At 36.1% G+C, this 21,056-nt stretch carries 18 protein-coding genes; 14 read left to right on the top strand and 4 right to left on the bottom strand.

Features of this window, described 5'->3' with window-relative positions; all coding sequences use genetic code 11:
* Window positions 1-226: 226 nt before the first annotated feature.
* Complete coding sequence (gene serS / locus HOY35_RS11585; protein WP_172214018.1) at window positions 227-1,504, bottom strand: serine--tRNA ligase; 1,278 nt, start codon at window positions 1,502-1,504, stop codon at window positions 227-229.
* A gap of 576 nt (window positions 1,505-2,080) precedes the next feature.
* Complete coding sequence (locus HOY35_RS11580; protein WP_172214020.1) at window positions 2,081-4,732, bottom strand: YfhO family protein; 2,652 nt, start codon at window positions 4,730-4,732, stop codon at window positions 2,081-2,083.
* 246 nt (window positions 4,733-4,978) lie between these two features.
* Here HOY35_RS11580 and HOY35_RS11575 point away from each other — a divergent pair, with 246 nt between their 5' ends.
* The 10 genes from HOY35_RS11575 to HOY35_RS11530 all read left to right on the top strand — a co-directional run bounded on the left by HOY35_RS11575 (window position 4,979) and on the right by HOY35_RS11530 (window position 14,906).
* Window positions 4,979-5,461, top strand: coding sequence for a dUTP diphosphatase (locus tag HOY35_RS11575; RefSeq protein WP_172214022.1), 483 nt, complete (start codon window positions 4,979-4,981; stop codon window positions 5,459-5,461).
* Window positions 5,461-6,828: a DNA repair protein RadA gene (gene radA, locus HOY35_RS11570; protein WP_172214024.1), complete on the top strand. Its 1,368-nt coding sequence runs from the start codon at window positions 5,461-5,463 to the stop codon at window positions 6,826-6,828. The genes HOY35_RS11575 and radA overlap by 1 nt, the downstream gene beginning before the upstream one ends.
* Window positions 6,829-6,925: 97 nt before the next feature.
* Window positions 6,926-8,038 (top strand): PIN/TRAM domain-containing protein, encoded by a 1,113-nt coding sequence (locus HOY35_RS11565; protein WP_172214026.1) that lies wholly within the window; start codon window positions 6,926-6,928, stop codon window positions 8,036-8,038.
* Between the two features lie 284 nt (window positions 8,039-8,322).
* Entirely contained in the window at window positions 8,323-8,991 is a 669-nt protein-coding gene (gene ispD / locus HOY35_RS11560) for a 2-C-methyl-D-erythritol 4-phosphate cytidylyltransferase (RefSeq protein ID WP_172214028.1), read from the top strand.
* The gene (gene ispF, locus HOY35_RS11555) at window positions 8,984-9,469 is read left to right on the top strand and encodes a 2-C-methyl-D-erythritol 2,4-cyclodiphosphate synthase (RefSeq protein ID WP_172214030.1); all 486 of its coding nucleotides are present in this window, start codon (window positions 8,984-8,986) and stop codon (window positions 9,467-9,469) included. The genes ispD and ispF overlap by 8 nt, the downstream gene beginning before the upstream one ends.
* Before the next feature lie 93 nt (window positions 9,470-9,562).
* The gene (locus HOY35_RS11550) at window positions 9,563-9,823 is read left to right on the top strand and encodes a TfoX/Sxy family DNA transformation protein (protein ID WP_172214032.1); all 261 of its coding nucleotides are present in this window, start codon (window positions 9,563-9,565) and stop codon (window positions 9,821-9,823) included.
* A gap of 14 nt (window positions 9,824-9,837) precedes the next feature.
* Window positions 9,838-11,325 (top strand): glutamate--tRNA ligase, encoded by a 1,488-nt coding sequence (gene gltX / locus HOY35_RS11545; protein WP_172214034.1) that lies wholly within the window; start codon window positions 9,838-9,840, stop codon window positions 11,323-11,325.
* A gap of 235 nt (window positions 11,326-11,560) precedes the next feature.
* Window positions 11,561-12,847 carry a serine hydrolase gene (locus HOY35_RS11540; protein ID WP_172214036.1) on the top strand — a complete coding sequence of 429 codons (1,287 nt, stop codon included), beginning with the start codon at window positions 11,561-11,563 and terminating at the stop codon, window positions 12,845-12,847.
* Between the two features lie 28 nt (window positions 12,848-12,875).
* Complete coding sequence (locus tag HOY35_RS11535; protein ID WP_172214038.1) at window positions 12,876-13,826, top strand: aromatic acid exporter family protein; 951 nt, start codon at window positions 12,876-12,878, stop codon at window positions 13,824-13,826.
* A 108-nt stretch (window positions 13,827-13,934) separates the two neighbouring features.
* The gene (locus HOY35_RS11530) at window positions 13,935-14,906 is read left to right on the top strand and encodes a ribose-phosphate diphosphokinase (RefSeq protein WP_172214040.1); all 972 of its coding nucleotides are present in this window, start codon (window positions 13,935-13,937) and stop codon (window positions 14,904-14,906) included.
* A gap of 52 nt (window positions 14,907-14,958) precedes the next feature.
* Here HOY35_RS11530 and HOY35_RS11525 read toward each other — a convergent pair whose 3' ends face one another.
* Both HOY35_RS11525 and HOY35_RS11520 read right to left on the bottom strand, forming a co-directional pair.
* On the bottom strand, window positions 14,959-15,552 hold the full coding sequence (locus HOY35_RS11525; protein WP_172214042.1) for a VanZ family protein: 594 nt from the start codon (window positions 15,550-15,552) through the stop codon (window positions 14,959-14,961).
* A 76-nt stretch (window positions 15,553-15,628) separates the two neighbouring features.
* On the bottom strand, window positions 15,629-16,441 hold the full coding sequence (locus HOY35_RS11520) for an ABC transporter ATP-binding protein (RefSeq protein WP_172214044.1): 813 nt from the start codon (window positions 16,439-16,441) through the stop codon (window positions 15,629-15,631).
* Between the two features lie 139 nt (window positions 16,442-16,580).
* Between HOY35_RS11520 and HOY35_RS11515 the strand changes: the two genes are divergently transcribed.
* From HOY35_RS11515 to HOY35_RS11500, 4 genes are all read left to right on the top strand, one after another.
* Window positions 16,581-17,129, top strand: coding sequence for a DUF177 domain-containing protein (locus HOY35_RS11515; protein ID WP_172214046.1), 549 nt, complete (start codon window positions 16,581-16,583; stop codon window positions 17,127-17,129).
* Between the two features lie 147 nt (window positions 17,130-17,276).
* Window positions 17,277-18,701, top strand: a complete 1,425-nt coding sequence (gene gndA / locus HOY35_RS11510) for an NADP-dependent phosphogluconate dehydrogenase (protein WP_172214048.1) — start codon at window positions 17,277-17,279, stop codon at window positions 18,699-18,701.
* A gap of 13 nt (window positions 18,702-18,714) precedes the next feature.
* The gene (locus HOY35_RS11505; RefSeq protein ID WP_172214054.1) at window positions 18,715-19,401 is read left to right on the top strand and encodes a response regulator transcription factor; all 687 of its coding nucleotides are present in this window, start codon (window positions 18,715-18,717) and stop codon (window positions 19,399-19,401) included.
* Window positions 19,402-19,448: 47 nt separating this feature from the next.
* A complete protein-coding gene (locus HOY35_RS11500) occupies window positions 19,449-20,876 on the top strand; it encodes a HAMP domain-containing histidine kinase (protein WP_172214050.1) in 1,428 nt (475 codons plus the stop codon).
* The last annotated feature ends 180 nt before the right edge of the window (window positions 20,877-21,056 follow it).

Genomic DNA, 21,056 nt, shown 5'->3' with positions numbered 1-21,056 from the left:
GCCACCCACTATGCGGGTGGCTGGCAACTGTTATATAAAAGCAACGAATAGCCTAACTCATACAAAATGGCTGAGCGAACACCATATTGTATGAACTCCTAAGTAGTATAGGAGAAAAATTATTTATAGTTAATATCGAATCAGTATTCAGAAAATTATTAAATGTCTTTGTAAATACAAAAATGTCGAAATTATTGAAGGCATATAATGCCAGAGTATGCCCTTGTTAATTATCAGTTGTAATGCTTGTAACGCCACCCATATAAGGGATCAGCACTTCTGGAATAGTGACTGAGCCGTCGGCATTTTGATAATTTTCCAAAATGGATGCTACCGTTCTTCCGACAGCTAGACCAGAGCCATTTAAGGTATGGACATATTCTGTTTTGCCCTCATTGTTTCGGTAACGAATGCCTGCGCGGCGTGCTTGAAAATCCTCTGTATTTGAACAGCTAGAGATTTCACGATACGTATTTTGCGCTGGAATCCAAACCTCCAAATCATAGGTTTTGGCAGCAGAGAAGCCCATATCACCAGTAGAAAGTGCAACAACTCGATAAGCCAAGCCCAGCTTTTCTAAGATATTTTCAGCATTTTTGGTCATTTTTTCTAATTCGTCATAGCTCGTTTCTTTTGAGGTGAACTTCACCATCTCAACTTTATGAAATTGATGCAAACGAATTAAGCCACGTGTATCGCGACCCGCAGAGCCTGCTTCACTTCTAAAAGATGGGCTGAGTGCAGTAAAGTAAATCGGTAACGCCTGATTATCTAAAATTTCGCCACGATAGTAGTTAGTTAAAGGCACTTCGGCAGTTGGAATCAAGGTATAGTCAGAGTTCTCTAATTGAAAAACGTCTTCCTTGAATTTTGGAAACTGACCGGTACCGTACATTGAGTCGCTATTGACCATATACGGTGTAATCATTTCTGTATAGCCCTCTTTACCATGCTCATCTAGCATAAAATTATAAAGGGCACGTTCTAGTCGAGCGCCTAGCCCTTTATAGAATAAGAAGCGAGAGCCAGTTACCTTTGCACCACGTTCAAAGTCTAGAATACCTAAAGCTTCTCCGATTTCCCAATGGGGCTTTGGCTCAAAATCAAATTTTGGTGCTTGTCCATTCCGACGAACCTCCACATTATCAGCCTCATCTTTACCAATTGGGACATCATCATGAGGGAGGTTGGGCAAAATACTTGCTAAATAGCTTAATTTTTCATCCACCTCTGCCAATTGAGTATCGATTGCCTTGATTTCCTTTGCCACATTCTGCATTGCTTTAATTTGATCTGTTGCATCCTCTTTTTGACGCTTGGCCATAGCGATTTCTTCAGATACAGTATTGCGCTCTTGCTTAAGTGTTTCCGATTTGACTAGCATTTCACGCCTTTTTTCATCTAAGTTTTTAAGCTCTGCAATTGTTTCGGCCTTAACGCCACGTGTTGCCAATTTTTCTGCCACGAAATCAAAATTTTGTCTAATTTGTTTAATATCTAACATTCTTTACCTCCAGTAATAAAAATAATTAATTTAACATAAGGACATCTCTAAAAACTCAGAGTTGTGTCGTTTGGCTTATGTTCCAAAACCCACCGTTTATCTAGCTGTTCAATCGCAGCGCCTAGCAAATTAGATAAAATTTGTTCGCAGCTGAATGCTTTTGGAACAATCTATCTAACAATCCAATCTGTAAGGATTCAGCGGAATGCCCAGACTTTTGAAAAATAAGTTCAAGGTCACTAAAAGCAGCTTTGAGAGAACAGTAATAAAAATGAGTGCTTGCTGACAAAATAAAAAAACAGTCATCCTAATCTATATAGGACGAATGTTTTTTATTCGCGGTACCACCTAATTTTAACATGCCTTAGATGCATGCTACGCTCAATGAAAAGCCAGACCACACTTTATTTAGGGTCATGATTTCTCGCTACTTTAACGCAGTAATCACGTTTAACTTATTTCGCTAAAATTAATCGGAATGGATTCGCTTTGTCACAGTTTGCACCAACCACTGTATCTCTAAGTTTTAAAACTACTATTTTCCTAAGTCGAGTATACAAAAGATTTGCTTAATTTTCAAGACCTTGGATGCTTCTGTATGCTGTGGCGGTACTTAGGCTTTGGACGTCGTTTGATTATATAAGCTAGCCACTCGCTCAATAGGAAGCATAAAATAGCACCTATAAAACAAATAGCACCGATTTTAAAGCCGACTGGTATAAAGCTAAGTTCAATTTTATGCTTGCCCTTTGGAATTTCAATTGCTAGAAAGCCTTTAAAAAGACGTTTTGTCGTCACCGCCTTACCATCAACCTTAGCTATCCAGCCTTGGTTATATGGAATACTTAGAAACAGGGTTTGGTCAGAATCAGCATCAAATGTCCCGCTTGCCTGATTGCCTGATACTTTTAAGTCAACGCCCTTTGCCTTAATTTTTTGCATTGCTTCTTGATAGCTTGTTAAATCTAATAAGGCAATCTTAGGCGGGTACATTGAGATTGTAGCTTGACTCGGAAAAGTTACGGCAAAAGTAATTTCAGTCTCGGTTGAATAATAGCCCAAATCGTAATATTTTCCAATCTCGCTATATTTCTTTGTTACCGATTGATTATTAATTGTCACTGTTACATTATTGTCGGTATCATCATTTTCATCTGCTTCTAGCATATAGTAGGCCTGTTGGTTTGCGGGTACTTTAACAGTAAATTTCATCGTGATTGGCTGATTCATTTTTTGACGATTAATTGTCCATTTGGTTGAATCAATCTTGGTTTCAAGTGTTGAGTTGATAAACTCGGGTTTACTTAGATAATTGACTTGGAAGTAATTTAAATCGGTATTTGCTAGATAATTGGCTAATATTTTTTGGCTCTCAAGCTGCGAGGTGCTCAATTGCTTCTGACTATTATCTGAACTCGTCATTACTGCTAAAGGTGCTGCAAATTGGTTCTCATAAGCTGTATATGCACCAGAGCTGAGAAATTCTGAATAACCAAAACGATTGACACTATCTTTACTAAGTAAATATTTAATGCCAAATAAGCTGTCTGCTAATAGTGTATTGTTTTGATACCGTAAATTTAGATTAGTGCCTTCAGATAAGTAGCCAAGCTGATTTAAAGCGCCAGAAGAGTCAGTATTACGAACGGAGCTAAACTGAGAAATTGTATTTAAATTAAAGAGCATGCCGTCATTTGCGACAATTGGATTAAGATTTTCAGTTCTAACAAAGCTTGAATTATAATGATTAATCTGTTGCGCAAGCGGTAAAACATCTTTGACTGTTTGTTGATAATTTGTTTGATCTGGATATACCCATTCATCACCGATACCTGTAATCATCAGGGTAGTGTTGGCAATCATTTCAAAGATAATTAGACAAACTAAAATAGTACAATAAAATGTTTTAGTAATTAATTTTCTTAAATAGCCAAAATTAATGATAAAATAAGCAATTAAAAATGAAAAAGTTAGATAATAGCTTGCAGTTGTTAAAAATGCATATTGACTATTGTTTTGCCAAAGCTGACTGATTAAGAAAATTCCAATGAAGCCGATGATACTGATACAGAATTGTCGAGCCATTTTGCCATCTAAATATTCAGCATTTTTTCCAGCTAATAAAATGATTAATGTTGAAAAAAGAAAACTAAATCGAAATAGGAACATATTGGGAGAATGCATTCCCTGCCACGCAAGATTGAGTGGCTGAATATAGAAGCTTGCTATGATAAAACTGATTAAGAGACCGCTTGCTATTCTTTGTTTTCGGCTAAACCGTTGATTGAAAAAATAAAGAATTGCTAGAAATAATGGTATGAGTCCAACATAAATCATTGGCAGAGCATCATATTGAGTTGTATCATAAGCACCAATAAAGTTTTTATAAAGTAAGTCGAAAAGGCCTGTATCATCTGTTTTGAATTGATTAATTGCAGTCATGCTTTCGCCTACCGTTCTTAAATCAATAAAAACGGGCAGTAAAACAATCAAGCTTGCGGTGCCGGCTAAAAGGCTTGTTTTTAGGAATGAAACAATAGTAGTACGATAACGACTAAAATCACCGACTAAAAGGCTGAAATAGTATAAGCCAATAAAGATACAAATCATAAAGCCAAAGTAATAATTGCTCATTAATAATAATAAAAGGCTTGTGAAAAACAAACCATTTTTCCTTTGCTTCATTAAGCGGTCCAAGCCCCATAAAACAAGCGGGAGATAGATAAAAACATCTAACCACATAATAATTTCGCTCATTGAGGTGATAAAGCTCATCAATGTAAAGCAAATTGAGAGTCCAAAAATGACTTCAACGGCCGCTTTTTTAAAAATATGTCGAAATGAAGTGAAGGCTGATATTCCAATTGTGCCAAATTTAAGCAGTGTTAGTAGATAAATCGCATTGGGCATTGATTGAACATCAAAGAAATAGACTAATGGTGTAAATAGGCTGCCGAGATAATAGGCGGATAAGGCATAAAAATTTACGCCAAGTCCGATATTCCAATTGTAGAATAAGCTGCCATCACCAGCTAGGATATTTTTGATAGCGTTGTGGAAGACAACGTATTGATGATAGCCATCTCCTGCTAAAACAGTCCGATTGCTACCAAAATAGATATCGTTACTCAGGTATATTATAAAAAGAGCACCAAGTGGGATTAGGAAGCTCAGAATGGACAAGTAAAGTATTTTATTTTTATTGAGATGCTTTGTAAATTCACGCATTTTAAATTCTCCATAATTTGATTATTATTTATCTTAACAGTTGCGATTAAATCTGTCATCGGATTTAATAATTTTATGATTATTATTTAAGGAAGCTTAAATGAAGCATTGATTTATAAAAAAATAATCTTTATAAAGCTATCATTCAAAAAAATTGAAAAATAATGATAAAATGAATATTAAGATATAAAAAAGCGAAATATAGAAGTAGAGACTAAAATTATAATAAGAATAAGAGGTTATTTTATGACAAGAGGCTTTGAAGTAATTAAGGCATATGAAAACCAATCAATTAATTTACCTGCTCGTGCAACAAAGTGTGCTGCAGGCTATGATTTTGAAGCAGGTGAAAGCATTGAAATTCCAAGCTTTTGGACTGCGATTTTTAATAGAGCAGCTCAAAAACCGACCTTGGTACCGACAGGCATCAAGTCGTACATGCAGCCAGATGAGTATTTAGAGCTAGCAAATCGCTCAAGTAATCCTTTAAAACGTTTTTTAATAATGTCAAATGGTGTTGGTGTGATCGATCAGGATTATTATAATAATCCTGAAAATGAGGGACATATCATGTTTCAATTTTGGAATTTTAGTTTTAAAACTGTCAAAATTGAAAAAGGAGAGCGAATTGGTCAAGGTATTTTTAAAAAATTTTTAAAGGCGGATCATGATTCAGAAACTGAAAAAGAAGAACGTACAAGTGGTCACGGCTCAACTGGAGTTAAGTAATGGCAAAGACAAAGGTTAAATACGTTTGTAAGGAATGTGGTTATCATTCTTTACGTCTCTTGGGTCGTTGCCCAAACTGTGGTAGCTGGAATAGCTTTGAGGAAGAAGTTGAAGTTAAAGCAGTAAAAAATGCACGTGTATCGATTTCAGGTGCTGCCTCCAGTCCTGTTTTACTGAAAGAGGTTGCCTTTCAAAAGGCACCAAGATTGGCAACAGATATTGATGAGCTTAATCGTGTCTTAGGCGGCGGTGTTGTAACAGGCTCTTTAGTTTTAATCGGTGGAGACCCTGGAATTGGTAAGTCAACCTTATTACTACAAGTTTCAACGCAGCTTGCTGAAAAAGGCCGTGTATTATATGTTTCCGGCGAAGAAAGTGCGGAGCAAATTAAAATGCGGGCTGAACGCTTAGGCTCAATTGATAATGAATTTTATCTTTATGCTGAAACTAATATGAAATTAATTCGACAGCAGATTGAAAAATTAAAGCCTGATTTTCTTGTAGTTGATTCGATTCAAACCATGCTTAATCCAGATGTTTCCAGCACTCAGGGCAGCGTTTCTCAGGTACGTGAGGTGACAGCAGAGCTATTACAGCTGGCCAAAACGAATGATATGGCAACTTTTATTGTCGGTCATGTTACTAAGGAGGGCTCGCTAGCAGGTCCGAGGATGCTGGAGCATATGGTAGATACTGTTTTATACTTTGAGGGCGAGCGTCACCAGAGCTATCGAATTTTGAGAGCTGTTAAGAATCGCTTTGGCTCAACAAATGAAATTGGTATTTTTGAAATGACGGGTTCAGGTTTAATGGAAGTGACTAATCCATCAGAAGTCTTCTTAGAAGAAAGAATTGCGGGGGCAAGTGGTACAGCTGTTGTTGTGGCTTTGGAAGGCAGTCGTCCGATATTGACGGAAGTGCAGGCTCTGTTAACGCCAACCTTATTTGGCAATGCAAAGCGAACAACAACGGGGATTGATTATAATCGTGCAAGCTTAATAATGGCGGTACTTGAAAAACGTGCGGGCTTATTACTGCAAAATCAAGATGCTTACTTAAAGGCAGCAGGTGGTGTAAAACTCAACGAACCATCGGTTGACTTGGCAATAGCAATTGCGATTACTTCAAGCTATAAGGATCAGGAAACCAAGCCTTCAGAATGCTTTATCGGGGAGATTGGTTTGACTGGTGAGCTGCGTCGGGTAACACATATTGAGCAGCGGGTAAATGAAGCGGCAAAGCTAGGCTTTACAAAGGTTTATTTGCCGAAAAATAATTTGGGAAATTGGGAAATACCTCAGGGAATTGATGTCGTCGGTGTTCAAACATTAAATGAGGTCATTGAAATAGTTTTTAACAATTCATAACAAATGATCTTCAATTGCTAGATTTTAGTATAATTTTGCCATGTATACTAAAATCAAAGTGATTGTAATTTTTAAATAATAGAAAGAGGTGGACCTAATGCGAAAGAATATTATTCATTTGCTTATGGTAATTATCGGTGCAAGTTTAGGTGGTAGCTTTTTACCAGCGTTTTGGTTAGCAATTCAGCAACGCGATTCAGTTTTTAATCGTCCAATTGTTAATAGTATTATCGGTGGTGTGATTTTTTTAATCCTGTCATTATTCCTAGCTAATTTTATTCTTAAATTACTCACCGCAATTGATGAACGTGCAAGTAAAATCAGCTTAACAGAGGTGCTTTTTGCTTCGATTGGTAGTGTGATGGGCTTATTGATTGGGCTGCTTGGCTCAATTCCCCTATTTTATTTGAATGTTCCCTTTGTAAGTACAGTTTTGCCTTTTGTGATTATGATATTACTTGCTTATACAGGCTTTTCAATTTTTCATCGGCGTCAGGAAGATATCCGTCAATTGCTAATTAAAAATAGAAAAGTGACAATTGAAGAAGCGCCTAAGGTGATGGAAAGACGAGCTGATGAGCAATTTCATCATTACAAGCTGCTGGATACTTCAGTATTAATTGATGGTCGTATTTTGGATATTCTTAGAACGGGCTTTATTGAGGGCACTATTTTAGTACCAAATTTTGTTCTATTAGAGTTACAGCTAGTAGCTGATTCAACTGACTCACTAAAAAGAGCAAAGGGTCGGCGTGGCTTGGATATTCTTAATATTTTGCAAAAGGAAGAAGCTATTGATATTGAAATGTATGATTTGGATTACGAGGATATTAAAGAAGTAGATACCAAGCTGATGAAGCTAGCACGGCATTTGGATGCTATCTTAATTACGAACGATTATAATTTAAATAAAATTGCAGAATTTCAAAATATTACTGTTTTAAATATTAATGAATTAGCAAATGCAGTTAAGCCGGTGGTCATTCCCGGTGAAGAAATGGAAGTTACAGTTGTCAAGGCGGGTACTGAACGAGAACAGGGTGTTGCCTATTTGGAGGATGGTACGATGATTGTTGTTGAAGAAGGACAGCGCCACATGAATCAGCCGATTAGTGTTGTGGTTACGACTGCACTTCAAACCGCTGCTGGCCGAATGATTTTTGCGAAGCCAAACAAAAAAAGACTGGAGCATCAAAAATCAACTCGCTAGTTTAAGCGTTTAGTTCATTCTGAAGCCTTTTTTTCAGTTTAATAAGCATTTTTATATGGATTTAACGATTTTTGCTGAGTAGCTTGATAGCGTAAAAAATTTTGTTTAGCGATTGGCAGGCATCAGAGCAAATCGTTTCGTATTTTGAGGCGTTTAGGCTTATGGTTAGGCTTTGAGCGATAAATCACTAATCGTATTCACGACTTGTAAGAAAGCATTAACACGTCTGGATTTCGCGCGTTAGGCGATACGCTAAGCCTTTTTATGAAAGGAATTTGAAAATAGTGGATTATACAGCGATTGTGCTGGCTGCAGGCAGTGGCACACGTATGGGGATTAAGCAAAATAAAGTATTTCTAGAGTTAAAGCATCAACCTATTATCAGCTATTCGATTGATTTATTTTTATCTGATAATGATTGCAAGCAAATCATTGTTGTAGGCAAAGCAGATGAGCGTGAAAATTTTCCAACGTTACCGAGAGAGGTTGAATTTATCGAGGGTGGTTTGGAAAGGCAGGATAGTGTCAGATTAGGCTTGGCACAAACTAATTGTAAATATGTCATGATACATGACGGCGCGCGACCATTTATCACGTCAGAAAATTTGGAGGCTTTAAAAGCTAATGTTTTTGAAAATAATGCAACAATGTTAGCTGTACCTGTTAAGGATACGATTAAGCAGGTGCGCAAGGGTAAAATTATTCGTACAGTGCCACGTGCTGATTTATATCAGGCACAGACCCCACAGGTTTTTTTAACGGAGTGGATTAAAAAAGCACACAAAAAAGCAGAAGAATGCCAGTTTTTAGGAACAGATGATGGTTCACTAATTGAAGCGTTTTTAGATGCTGAGGTGACAATTACCATGGGAAGCTATGAAAATATAAAAATTACCACACCTGAGGATTTAGTAATTGCCAAAGCAATCATGAGGAGGCGGCGTAATGTTTAGAATTGGTCAAGGCTACGATGTGCATCAGTTAGTTGACGGGCGCAGGCTAATGATTGGTGGCGAGCAGCTACCCTTTGAGCAGGGGTTATTAGGTCACAGCGATGCAGATGTTTTATTACATGCAATCACCGATGCAATTATTGGGGCACTTGGGGCAGGTGATATTGGGCATGCTTTTCCAGATACAGATCAGAGAACAGAAGGTATCTCTTCAACTACAATACTAAGTGAAATTTTTTTAATGATGTCAGAAAAAGGTTATCAAGTATCTAATATTGATAGTACGATTATTGCGGAGCGCCCTAAAATGGCAGCCTTTTTGCCTAAAATGAAGCAAAATATTGCAGACATCTTACAAATATCAGCAGAGCAAGTCAATATCAAGGCAACAACCTCAGAAAAAATGGGCTTTATCGGTCGTGGGGAAGGAATAGGCGCTCAAGCAGTTGTTTTGCTGAAAAAAAATGAAAATTTTTAGATTTCTATCTGAAAAAAGTTGAAAGCCATTAGCGGAAGCCTTATACTTAAGCATTAGGAATACTCTAAATGGTAAATGTGAGGTAATTATTCTATGAAAATTTCAGAAATGCAAGGCATCGGAAAGGCTAATGAATCTAAGCTAAATCAGGCAGGTATTTTGACAGCCGAACAATTATGTCAACTTGGCGCAAAGGCTGCTTTTTTAAAAGTTAAAGCTTTGGTTGATGAGGGTGCCTGCTTACATTTTTTATATGATTTGGATGCGGCTATTTTAAATATAAAATCTAAAGATCTGCCTGCAAAACGTAAATTAGAGTTAAAAAAATTTTTAGAACAATTAGATAAAAAGTGAGGAGCTTTATTAAAATGTCAGACAAAATTCGTGTTCGTTATGCACCAAGTCCAACTGGATTATTGCATATTGGTAATGCAAGAACAGCCTTATTTAATTATTTATTCGCACGTCACTATAATGGTGAATTTATAATTCGGATTGAAGATACCGACCAAAAACGTCATGTGGCAGACGGTGAACGTTCGCAATTAGAAAATCTGGCTTGGTTAGGTATGGATTGGGACGAGAGCCCACAAAATCCGGGTGATTTTGGACCATATCGTCAGTCAGAGCGTCTGGAAATTTATCAGCCACTTGTTCAAGAATTGGTTGAAAAGGGCTTAGCATATGAATCCTATTTAACTGAGGATGAGCTTGCAGCACAAAGAGAAGCGCAAGAGGCGGCTGGTGAAACACCAAAATATATCTACGAATTTAAAGATATGACTGATGCAGAACGTGAGGCTGTCATTGCTGAGAAAAAAGCAGCCGGTATCATACCAGTAATTCGCTTAAAAGTTGATGAAAAGGCAATTTATAAATGGCATGACATGGTGAAGGGCGATATTGAATTTGAAGGTGGCAATGTTGGTGGCGATTGGGTAATTCAAAAGCGTGACGGTATGCCAACCTATAATTTTGCGGTCGTTGTTGACGATCATTTGATGGAAATTACCCATGTTTTACGTGGTGATGACCATATCGCCAATACGCCAAAGCAGCTGATGATTTATGAAGCTTTTGGTTGGGAAACACCTAAATTTGGTCACATGACCTTAATTATTAATTCGGCAACAGGTAAGAAATTATCTAAGCGTGATACCCAAACCTTACAATTTATTGAGGATTATCGGGCTAAGGGCTATTTACCAGAAGCTTTATTTAATTTCATCGCTTTATTAGGCTGGAATCCAGGTGGTGAGGAAGAAATCTTTAGCCAGGAAGCATTAATCCAATTATTTGATGAAAATCGTTTAAGTAAAGCACCTGCTGCCTTTGATCAAAAGAAATTGGAATGGATTAATAATCAATATGTGAAGCAAGCATCTGCTGAAAAGATATTTGAGTTAGCAAAACCATTTTTGGTAGCGGCAAATCGTTTGTCAGAAAAACCTGCTGAAGCAGAATTAAAGCGTGCTCAAAAATTAGTTGCACTTTATCAACCACAAATGAGCTTTGCAGAGGAAATTGTGCCTTTAACGGATTTATTCTTTAATGAGCATCCAGTGGTGACGGAAGAGGCAAAAGAGGTTCTAGCTGCTGAAACGGTTCCTGTTGTTTTAACAGCGTTTAAGGCTAAGCTTGAAGCGTTATCAGCTGATGAATTTAATCGGGATCGTATTTTTCCATTAATAAAAGAGGTTCAAAAAGAAACAGGGGTAAAGGGTAAAAATCTGTTTATGCCTATTAGAATTGCCGTTTCTGGCGAAATGCATGGGCCAGAATTACCGGATACAATTGAATTGTTAGGTAAAGAAAAAGCGATTAAACATATTGAAAAGGTAATTGCAACACGATAGTAAGTATTAATAATGAAATATCTTTAAAATTTATTAATATATGGTTTGTTTTGTTAATAATACGCGCCATAGAAAAGTTTATCTCAAATCATAATTTTGAATTGAAAAGGTAGGTCAGTAATAAGAAAGGCTGAGATGATGAATAGCTGCTCAGCCTTTTTTAATTATTTTTAGATAATCTGATAAATGTATGAATAAGTTTTTTAATTATTAATAATAAAGATTGGAGGCAATGTTGAAAAAAATAATAATCATTGGTTTATTTTTACTTGCAATATTAGGCTTAGGATTTAATGTTAATATGACAAAGGCAAGTGCTGAAACGAATTTCGATGCTGCTGCGACGGCGGCAATTGCTGTGGATAGTGAGACCGGTAAAATTTTATATGCCAAGAATGATGATGAAAAATTAGGTATCGCAAGCATTACAAAAATTATAACTGCCTATATGGTTTACGATGCGGTTGCCAATGGCAAACTAAAATGGGATGATTCGGTGACAATTAGTGACTATTCCTATCAGTTATCACAAAATTTAGATCTATCAGGCGTCCCATTTGTTGAGGGTAAAGCTTATACAGTCAAGGAATTACTAAATGCTGCTCTAGTTGCTTCGGCTAATTCTGCTGCGGTTTCTCTAGCAGAAAAGGTTGCTGGTAGCGAGCCAGCTTTTGTTGATGCTGCTAAAAAATTATTAATAAGCTGGGGAATTAAGGAGCCACACTTAGTCAATGCTTCGGGTTTAAACAATGAATATTTGGGGGACAACCGTTATCCGAATAGTGCAACGGATGATGAAAATCGCTTAAGCGCCAAAGATGTGGCAATTATTGCTCAGCATTTGATTCAAGAGTATCCTGAGGTTTTGGAAATTACTAAACAATCAACCTCGCAATGGGAGGATGTAACCATGCAAACATGGAATTGGATGCTGCCAGATATGCCCAATTATCGTGAGGGTGTGGATGGTTTAAAAACCGGAACAACTGAATTGGCTGGTCAGTGTTTTGTCGGTACTGCGACGCAAGATAATCAAAGAATTATTACGGTTGTTTTAAAAGCGACTAACGTCGATTCGGATTCTGCGGCACGTTTTACAGCGACTAATGAGCTAATGGATTATGCCTTTAATAATTGGTCAAAGCAGGTGATTATTAAAAAAGGAGATACAGTTTCCTTTAAGAAGTCAATCAAAGTTGAGGATGGTAAGGCAAAATCAGTTAAATTGGTTGCTAATAGTGAATTTACCAGCTGGGTGAATACTGATTGGGAATCAATTGACTATCAAGGAAAGTTTATAGCTGTAAAAAAATCAGGTGCTTTGGTTGCACCAGTTACGGCCTTGAAAACTGAGGCTGGCAGTGCCACGATTCAGCTTAAAGATGATAATCTTGGCTATTTAGATAGCAAGTCAAAAGAAAATAATAAAGTTGTTTTAGTAGCCAAAACAGATGTGGCAGCGGAAAATATTATTAAGCTGAGCATTCAAAAATTCATTAATTGGGTAAATGAAAAATTATAGTATTTTAGTCTACAATAAGGAGATTGCAATGAGAATTGGGTTAAGAACGATTAAAACGGTCCTTAGTGCAACTCTGGCCTTGAGTGTTGCAGCCTTTTTTGGTTTAGAATATGCGCCCACTGCAGCAATTATTGCAATCTTAAGTGTTTCTAGCACGAAAAAGTCGACGATTCAAATGGGAATTTCTCGTCTTTGGAGCTTAACGATTGCCTTAAGCATTGCAGCCCTTCTTTTTACGGTAATTGGGAGTATGTCTTGGGTTTTTGGCTTGTTTTTACTGCTTTTTATTCCGCTAGCTGTTTTTATTAAAGCTGAGGACGGTATTGTTGTCAGCTCCGTTTTGGCAACGCACTTGCTGATAGCTGATAAAATTACGATTGCTTTAATCTGGAATGAGTATCTTTTGATGATTCTTGGTGTAGGCTTTGCCTTAATCGCAAATACTTATATGCCAGATTTAAATAAAATATTGCATAATAATCAAAAAGAGCTTGAGGCAAAAATTAGATTATTGGTTAAAGGGATAGTTAACTCTGTTCGGAGTAATAAAAGACTCGATTTACAATTAATAGAAGTCAAGCGTTTATTAGATTTTGCTGGTAAAAACATTGATTTATCGGAGCAAGCGATGGCCAATAAAGTATTTTCTAAGGAAAATTTTTATTTTGATTATTTCCGAATGCGACAAATTCAATTATTGGTTTTTCAAGAAATTTTAGAGGAATTGCATCAATTGGAGATAGAGCCACGATTTTTCGATGGCTTGTCAAAGCTTTTTTTGGAGCTTTCAAAAACTTTTGATAAGGATAATAACGGTGAAAAATTATCAATAATGGTTGATGCCATTTTTGAGGATTATCGCCAGATGCCTTTACCTGAAACAAGAGCAGAATTTGAATTACGTGCTGGATTATATCGAGTTTTACAATTGATTAAAACCTTGATTGATATCAAAAGAGATTTTTCAAAGCAAATTTAATTGTTAATTATTTTTGCTTTTTATATTTTCTCAATAGATAAACAATCAATTATTGATATTTTAGGAAAAAAAATCTAAAATAGAAGTATTGAGAAAATGGAGGATGACATGTCAAATACCTATTCGGATCCACGATTAAAGATTTTTGCTTTAAATTCAAATAAACCATTGGCGGAAAAGATTGCTAAGTCAATTGGTGTTGAGCTTGGACAAATTAATGTTACGCAATTTAGTGATGGAGAAATTCAAGTAAATATTGAAGAGAGCGTTCGTGGCTCACATATTTATATTATCCAATCGACTTCAGCACCAGTTAATGATAATTTATTAGAAGTTTTAATTACGATTGATGCTTTAAAAAGAGCAAGTGCTGCATCTGTAAATGTTGTAATGCCTTATTATGGCTATGCAAGACAGGATCGTAAAGCTAGAGCGAGAGAGCCAATTACTGCAAAATTAGTTGCAAATATGCTAACAATCGCAGGTGCTGATCGTCTATTGACGTTAGATTTACACGCGGCTCAAATTCAAGGTTTTTTTGATATTCCAGTGGATCATTTAATGGGCGCACCTCTAATTGCAAATTACTTTTTAGAAAAAGGTTTATGTGGTGAAGGTGTGGTGGTTGTATCTCCTGACCATGGTGGCGTGACACGCGCACGCAAGCTGGCGGAGTATTTAAAAACGCCGATTGCAATTATTGATAAGCGTCGTCCAAAGGCAAATGTTGCTGAAGTAATGAACATTATCGGTAACGTCTCAGGTAAAAAATGTGTTTTGATTGATGATATGATTGATACAGCTGGTACGATTACACTTGCTGCGAATGCCTTAAAAGAAAAGGGTGCTACTGAGATTTATGCGTCATGTACGCATCCAGTGTTATCTGGACCGGCCTTAGAAAGAATTACGGATTCAGCAATTACTAACTTAGTAATTACAGACACCATTAATTTGGCACCAGAGCGTAAAATAGATAAAATTGTCGAGGTTTCGGTTAGTGAATTAATCGGAGAAGCAATCTTACGAATTCACGAACGCCGTCCAGTTTCTCCTCTATATACAAGCCCTAAAAATTAAACCCTAACAAGCCTTAGCTTGCTAGGGTTTTTTAGAGTCTTAAATTCTAAAATTATTTTCGGCTGCGATAAAATAACCATAGCCTAGTGGGAAGATAACCAATTAATATGCCAGAAAAATTAGTAGCGATATCAATGACATCAAAAACTCCCAATTTGAAAATATATTGGATGCTTTCAATCGAAAGAATAAAGAGTAGACTTAATAATATTGTCGATACTAATTTTAATTTGTTTGCAAGTAAAATGCCAAGCGGTATAAATAAAACAATATTCATGATTACTTCAAAGGTTGAATACTGTAAGTCAATCCAAAAGCCAGTAAAGCTTAAATTGATCCCTTGGACACCAGGACTCTTTAGGAGTAGAAATACTAATAAAGCAGCCATGTAGAGACAAAACTCGGCATAAAGGACAAATCGCTTCATTTTACCTTGGAGTGTATAATATAGATTGGTGAAAACTAGGACAGTAAGTACCGTAATCATTGAATAAACAAAAGTATGGTTATCGAAAATTTCTAATTGATTCATCCATAAAACAGAGCTTAGATAGATGAAACCAACATGATTGTACATTTTAATTAAACTGATAAAACAGACGGCTGCTAAAAATAAACTGATTAAGGCAGACATTTTTTTACTCATCAATATCTCCCCCTTTGTAAAAGACGATACTTTATTATAGCAATTTTGTCATAAAGATATTAGAAATTAACAAGATTTAATTTTTATCTGGAAATTTCTGTTTATGCTTTGGGTATATAGCAAAACGATGATCAATAATTGGAACGATTTCAACAGGATCTTGGTAAAAATGAGTAAGGATATTTTCTGTAATAATTGCCTCACGTTCCCCCTGGTGAATGATTTCACCACCACGAATCAAGAGCATTTTATTAAAAACATCAATAATTTCTTCTGTATGATGAGTGACATATAACAGAGTTGGTGCATCTGGTAATTTTGATATTTTAGAAATTTGACTAAGTAGCCTTTCACGTGCAAATAAGTCGAGTGCATTAGCTGGCTCGTCAAGAATCAATATTTCTGGCTCCGCCATTAATGCGCGTGCGATTAAGATAATTTGGCGCTCCCCTTGTGATAATGTTCGATAGCTTTTACCGATAAGGTGCGCTGCATTTAGAAACTGAATCAGAGATTTAGCGGCCTCAAGGTCTCTTGCCGAGGTTTTTTGGTAAATGCCAATACTGGCAAATTTTCCAGACAGCACGATATTTTCAACAGACTCGCTTTGATAGAGTCGATCATTAAGATATGAGCTGACCACACCGATTTTTTGCTTTAATTCGGGAATGTTTGCTTTACCAAATTGATAATTGAGAATACTGACGGAACCAGTGCTTGGCCAAATATCAGCTGTGATTAGCTTAAGTAATAGGCTTTTTCCAGCACCATTTAATCCTAAAATTGCCCAATTTTCATTTTTTTTAACCTGCCAATTGATTTGATTAAGCAGTGTTTTACCTTGACGAATGTATGAAACATTTTTTAAATCAATAATTGAAGTATTCATGCTCTGCTCCTTTGCTTAAACCCCTTTTGAAATGTGTTGTTCTTTAATATTATTATTTTAGCAGAACTTAAATTATTATTAAAATTTTTTGACATTTGCTTTCGGCTATAAGAAAATGAAAGAGAATGGAGGAGTAAAGATGAAATGGTCTCTTAATGAATTAAAAAAATTTCAAAATCAAGTGATAGATTTTAATGAGTCCTTGGATTTACAAAAAAATATTCAAAGTAGGAATAGTGAAGTCATCGATCTGTCTCAGGTAGAGGTTGTTGGCAGCCTAGAAATCAATCAAATTGATTATGTTTTAAGCTATCTGGCGACTTATACGATTACTTTGCCTTCTTCAAGGAGCTTAGAGCCTGTGAAGATGAAAGAAAAGATTACGGTTTTAGAAGTATTTATGACAGCTGAGCAATATCAAAGTGCAGAAATATTAGATGATGAAAATGTATTAGTGCTTGAAAAAGATTTAATTGATTTAGATGAGAGTGTTTCAGATAATATATTATTAAATATTCCTATCCAAGTTTTAACTGAAGCCGAGCAAGAAGGAGATGGCTTTGTTTCGGGTAATGACTGGGAAATCATGTCTGAAGAAACTTATCAAAATCGTTTGACTAGAGAAAAAAAAGAAAAAAATTCACCATTCTCTCACTTAAACGATCTTTTTAAAGAAAAAAATGAATAAAATGATATGATTTATAATTGTTTTCGGTTATAATTAACGAAGAAGTCTTAGAAAATATAGAAGACACCAGAGCTTTAATTATAGTCGTTTTATTTTGTGCTAACAAAAACTAAGGTTAAATGACCTATTATTTATTAGGAGGAAAAAATGAAACAAGCAAACTTTGGTGTAGTTGGAATGGCTGTTATGGGTAAAAATCTTGCCTTAAATATTGAATCACGCGGTTATGAGGTTGCAATTTACAATAGAACTGCAAGTAAAACAGAAGCGGTTATTTCGGAACATCCAGATAAAAATTTTATACCCTCATATACAATTGAGGATTTTGTAAGCTCGATTGAGAAGCCTCGTAGAATCATGCTGATGGTTCAAGCGGGTAAAGGGACTGATGCGACGATTCAAGCATTGCTTCCACATCTGGATAAGGGTGATATCTTGATTGATGGCGGTAATACCTATTTTGAGGATACAATCCGTCGTAATAAAATGCTTGATGAATCTGGCATTAATTTTATTGGAACAGGTGTTTCTGGTGGAGAAGAGGGTGCTCTCAAAGGACCATCGATTATGCCTGGCGGTCAAAAAGAGGCTTATGATTTAGTAGCACCAATTTTAGAGGAAATTTCAGCTAAAGCTCAAGAGGATGGCGCACCGTGTGTTGCTTACATTGGTCCAAGCGGGGCTGGTCATTACGTTAAAATGGTTCACAACGGCATTGAATATGGTGATATGCAGTTAATTGCTGAAAGCTATGATTTATTAAAAAACATCCTAGGCCTTTCTGTTGACGAATTGGCAAAGGTATTTGATGAATGGAATCAAGGTGAGTTGGATTCTTATTTAATCGATATTACTGCCGATATTTTGACTCGAAAAGATGATGAAGGCACCGGTGAAGCAATTGTTGATGTGATTAAGGATGCAGCAGGCAACAAAGGAACAGGGAAATGGACATCGCAAAGTGCACTGGATCTTGGCGTGCCATTACCGTTAATTACAGAATCCGTTTTTGCGCGCTTTATTTCAGCCTATAAGGATGAACGAGTGATTGCTAGTAAAGTGCTTCCAAAGCCAGAGGTTGCCGCATTTGATGGTAATCGTGAAGAATTGATTGAGAAGATTCGTCAAGCACTTTATTTCTCTAAAATTATGAGCTATGCGCAAGGATTTGCTCAATTACGTACAGCAAGCAAGGAGTATGATTGGCATTTACCTTTTGCTGAAATTGCTAAAATTTGGCGTGCAGGCTGTATTATTCGTGCCCGCTTTTTACAAAAAATTACAGATGCCTATGAAAAGGATGCTGACTTAGCGAATTTACTGCTAGATGATTATTTCATTGAAATTACTAAGAAATATCAGCAGGCTGTTCGTGAGGTCGTTGCATTAGCGGTTCAAAATGGTATTCCAGTGCCTACTTTTTCCAGCGCAATTGCCTACTTTGATTCGTATCGAAGCGAAAAGCTACCAGCGAATTTAATTCAAGCTCAACGAGATTATTTTGGGGCGCATACTTATCAAAGATTAGATAAAGAAGGTACATATCATTATTCATGGTATAAAGAAGAATAGGAGTTTTATTATGGTGCAAAAAGTATTAATCATTGAAGACGAAAAAAAGCTTTCAAAATTTATTTCGTTAGAATTAGAGCATGAAGGCTATCAAACGGAAATCAAAGAAAATGGACGTTTAGGTTTAGAGGCTGCTTTGGCTGAGGACTGGGATGTTATTTTGCTTGATTTGATGTTACCTGAATTAAATGGTTTGGAGGTTGCTCGTCGCTTACGTCAGACTAAACAAACACCAATTATTATTATGACGGCAAGAGATTCAGTAATGGATCGAGTTTCGGGGCTAGACCATGGGGCAGATGATTATATTGTTAAGCCTTTTGCGATTGAAGAACTCTTAGCACGCTTGCGCTCATTATTGCGCCGAGTGGATATTGAGACGGAAAAAAATGGCGACCACAGAACTTCATTAAGCTATCGTGATTTGACAATTGAAAAGGAAAATCGGGTTGTTCGGAGAAATAATGTAATCATTGATCTGACAAAACGGGAATACGAGTTAATTCTAACCTTAATGGAAAACATTAATACAGTCTTGCCACGTGAAGAGCTTTTGCGCAAAGTTTGGGGGCAAGATGGCAATGCAGAAACAAATGTTGTCGATGTTTATATTCGTTATTTGCGTAATAAAATTGATGTACCAGGACAAGATAGCTATATCCAAACTGTTCGTGGAACTGGCTATGTAATGCGTCAATGATTAACAAAATTAAAAGAGCGTATCAGCGTATTAAGAGTCCCTCATTGATGATGAAATGGGCGCTTGCGAGTGCGCTCTTTATTTTTATATTATTTACCACCTTCGTTGTGATAACGTATAACTCTGCTGTTAATCTGATTATGTCACGAGAACAACAAAATTTAGAACGGACAGTCAGTGATATTAATCGAAAATTTGCGGCTTCTGATGAAGAACTGACTACAACATTTGTTCAAGAGTCATTAAATCAGAGCCTACCCTTTTCAAAGGGTGTGAATAGTGCATCTTATCTTAAAAAAAATGAGTTTTTGGCTGAAATTATTCAAAAATCGTTTTCATTTTATATTTATGATGCCAAAAAGCAGATTATATTTGGGACAGATGATCTACCGCCAAGCTTAATTGATGACAAAAAGATTTCGCCAACTGTTATTTCCTTAGGGAAAGAAATAGGAAGTATCACAGCTCAGCCAATTATTTCGAAGGATACTGGTTTAGTAGTTGGCTATGTTCAAGGTGTATTGATCCCTGAAAGCTTCTCAGAAATTAGAGAACACATTTTTAATATATTAATAATAATTGAAATTATTGTTTTATTGCTCAGTATTGTTTTAGGTTATTTTTTAGCGCGCTATTTTTTAAGACCAGTTCAAATTTTGAGAAATACAATGCAGGCATTAAAAGATGACCCCAAGCAAGAAATTAGTATGGACTCGATTAATACAGGTGATGAGCTTGAAGATTTGGCAAATATTTTTGCTGAGTTAATGGCCAAAATAAAAGAGTCAATTGAACAAAAGGATCAGTTTATCAGTGATGTCTCTCACGAATTACGAACGCCAGTGGCAATTGTTGAAGGTCATCTTAAGCTGTTAGATCGTTGGGGAAAAAATGATCCAGAGGTTTTGGATGAAAGTATTCAGTCAAGTATCCAGTCAATTCAAAGAATGAAGCATTTGATTCAAGAGATGCTGGAGCTTTCAAGAACAGGGCATATTGCAACACATCCTGAGGAATTAACTGAGGTTTGTGAGGTAGTTAATCGAGTAGCTCATGATTTTAAAGTATTATACGATAGTGATTTCAAAATTAATTTAACTAATCAGCTCAATTTCTCTGATGTTGCTTTAATAAATGAAGAACGCCTTGAACAGGTATTGATTATTTTATTGGATAATGCGATCAAATATTCAACCACTGTTAAGCTAATAGAAATCGAGGCATGGTCTGAGGTTAGATGCATTTACGTTAAAATTAAAGATTATGGTGAAGGCATTTCAAAAGATGATTTAGAAAAAATATTCGATCGTTTTTATCGTGTTGACAAGGTAAGAACAAATAGTAAAGGTGGTAATGGACTGGGCTTATCGATTGCCCATCAAATTATATCATCATATCATGGTATGATTAAGGTTAATAGTAAAGAAAATGAAGGCTCAGAATTTATTATTGTCCTACCGAAAGTTGTTGAATAATACTAAGTCTCAAGTATTAATCTTTAATATTTGAGACTTTAATACATTTTACAAAAAAAAGTTAAAAAATGAGTTGACTGTAAAAATAAGATTTGCTATTATAAGAAAGCTGTCGCAGGAAAAGGCGAAAGCAAAAAAAACTTTTAAAAAAAGATTTAAAAAAAGATTGACAATTAAAAG

Source organism: Enterococcus sp. MMGLQ5-1 (assembly GCF_013155265.1).
Taxonomy (GTDB): Bacteria; Bacillota; Bacilli; order Lactobacillales; family Streptococcaceae; genus MMGLQ5-1.
Note: the sequence above shows the minus strand (reverse complement) of the source record. Positions and strands in the feature narration are given on the sequence as shown.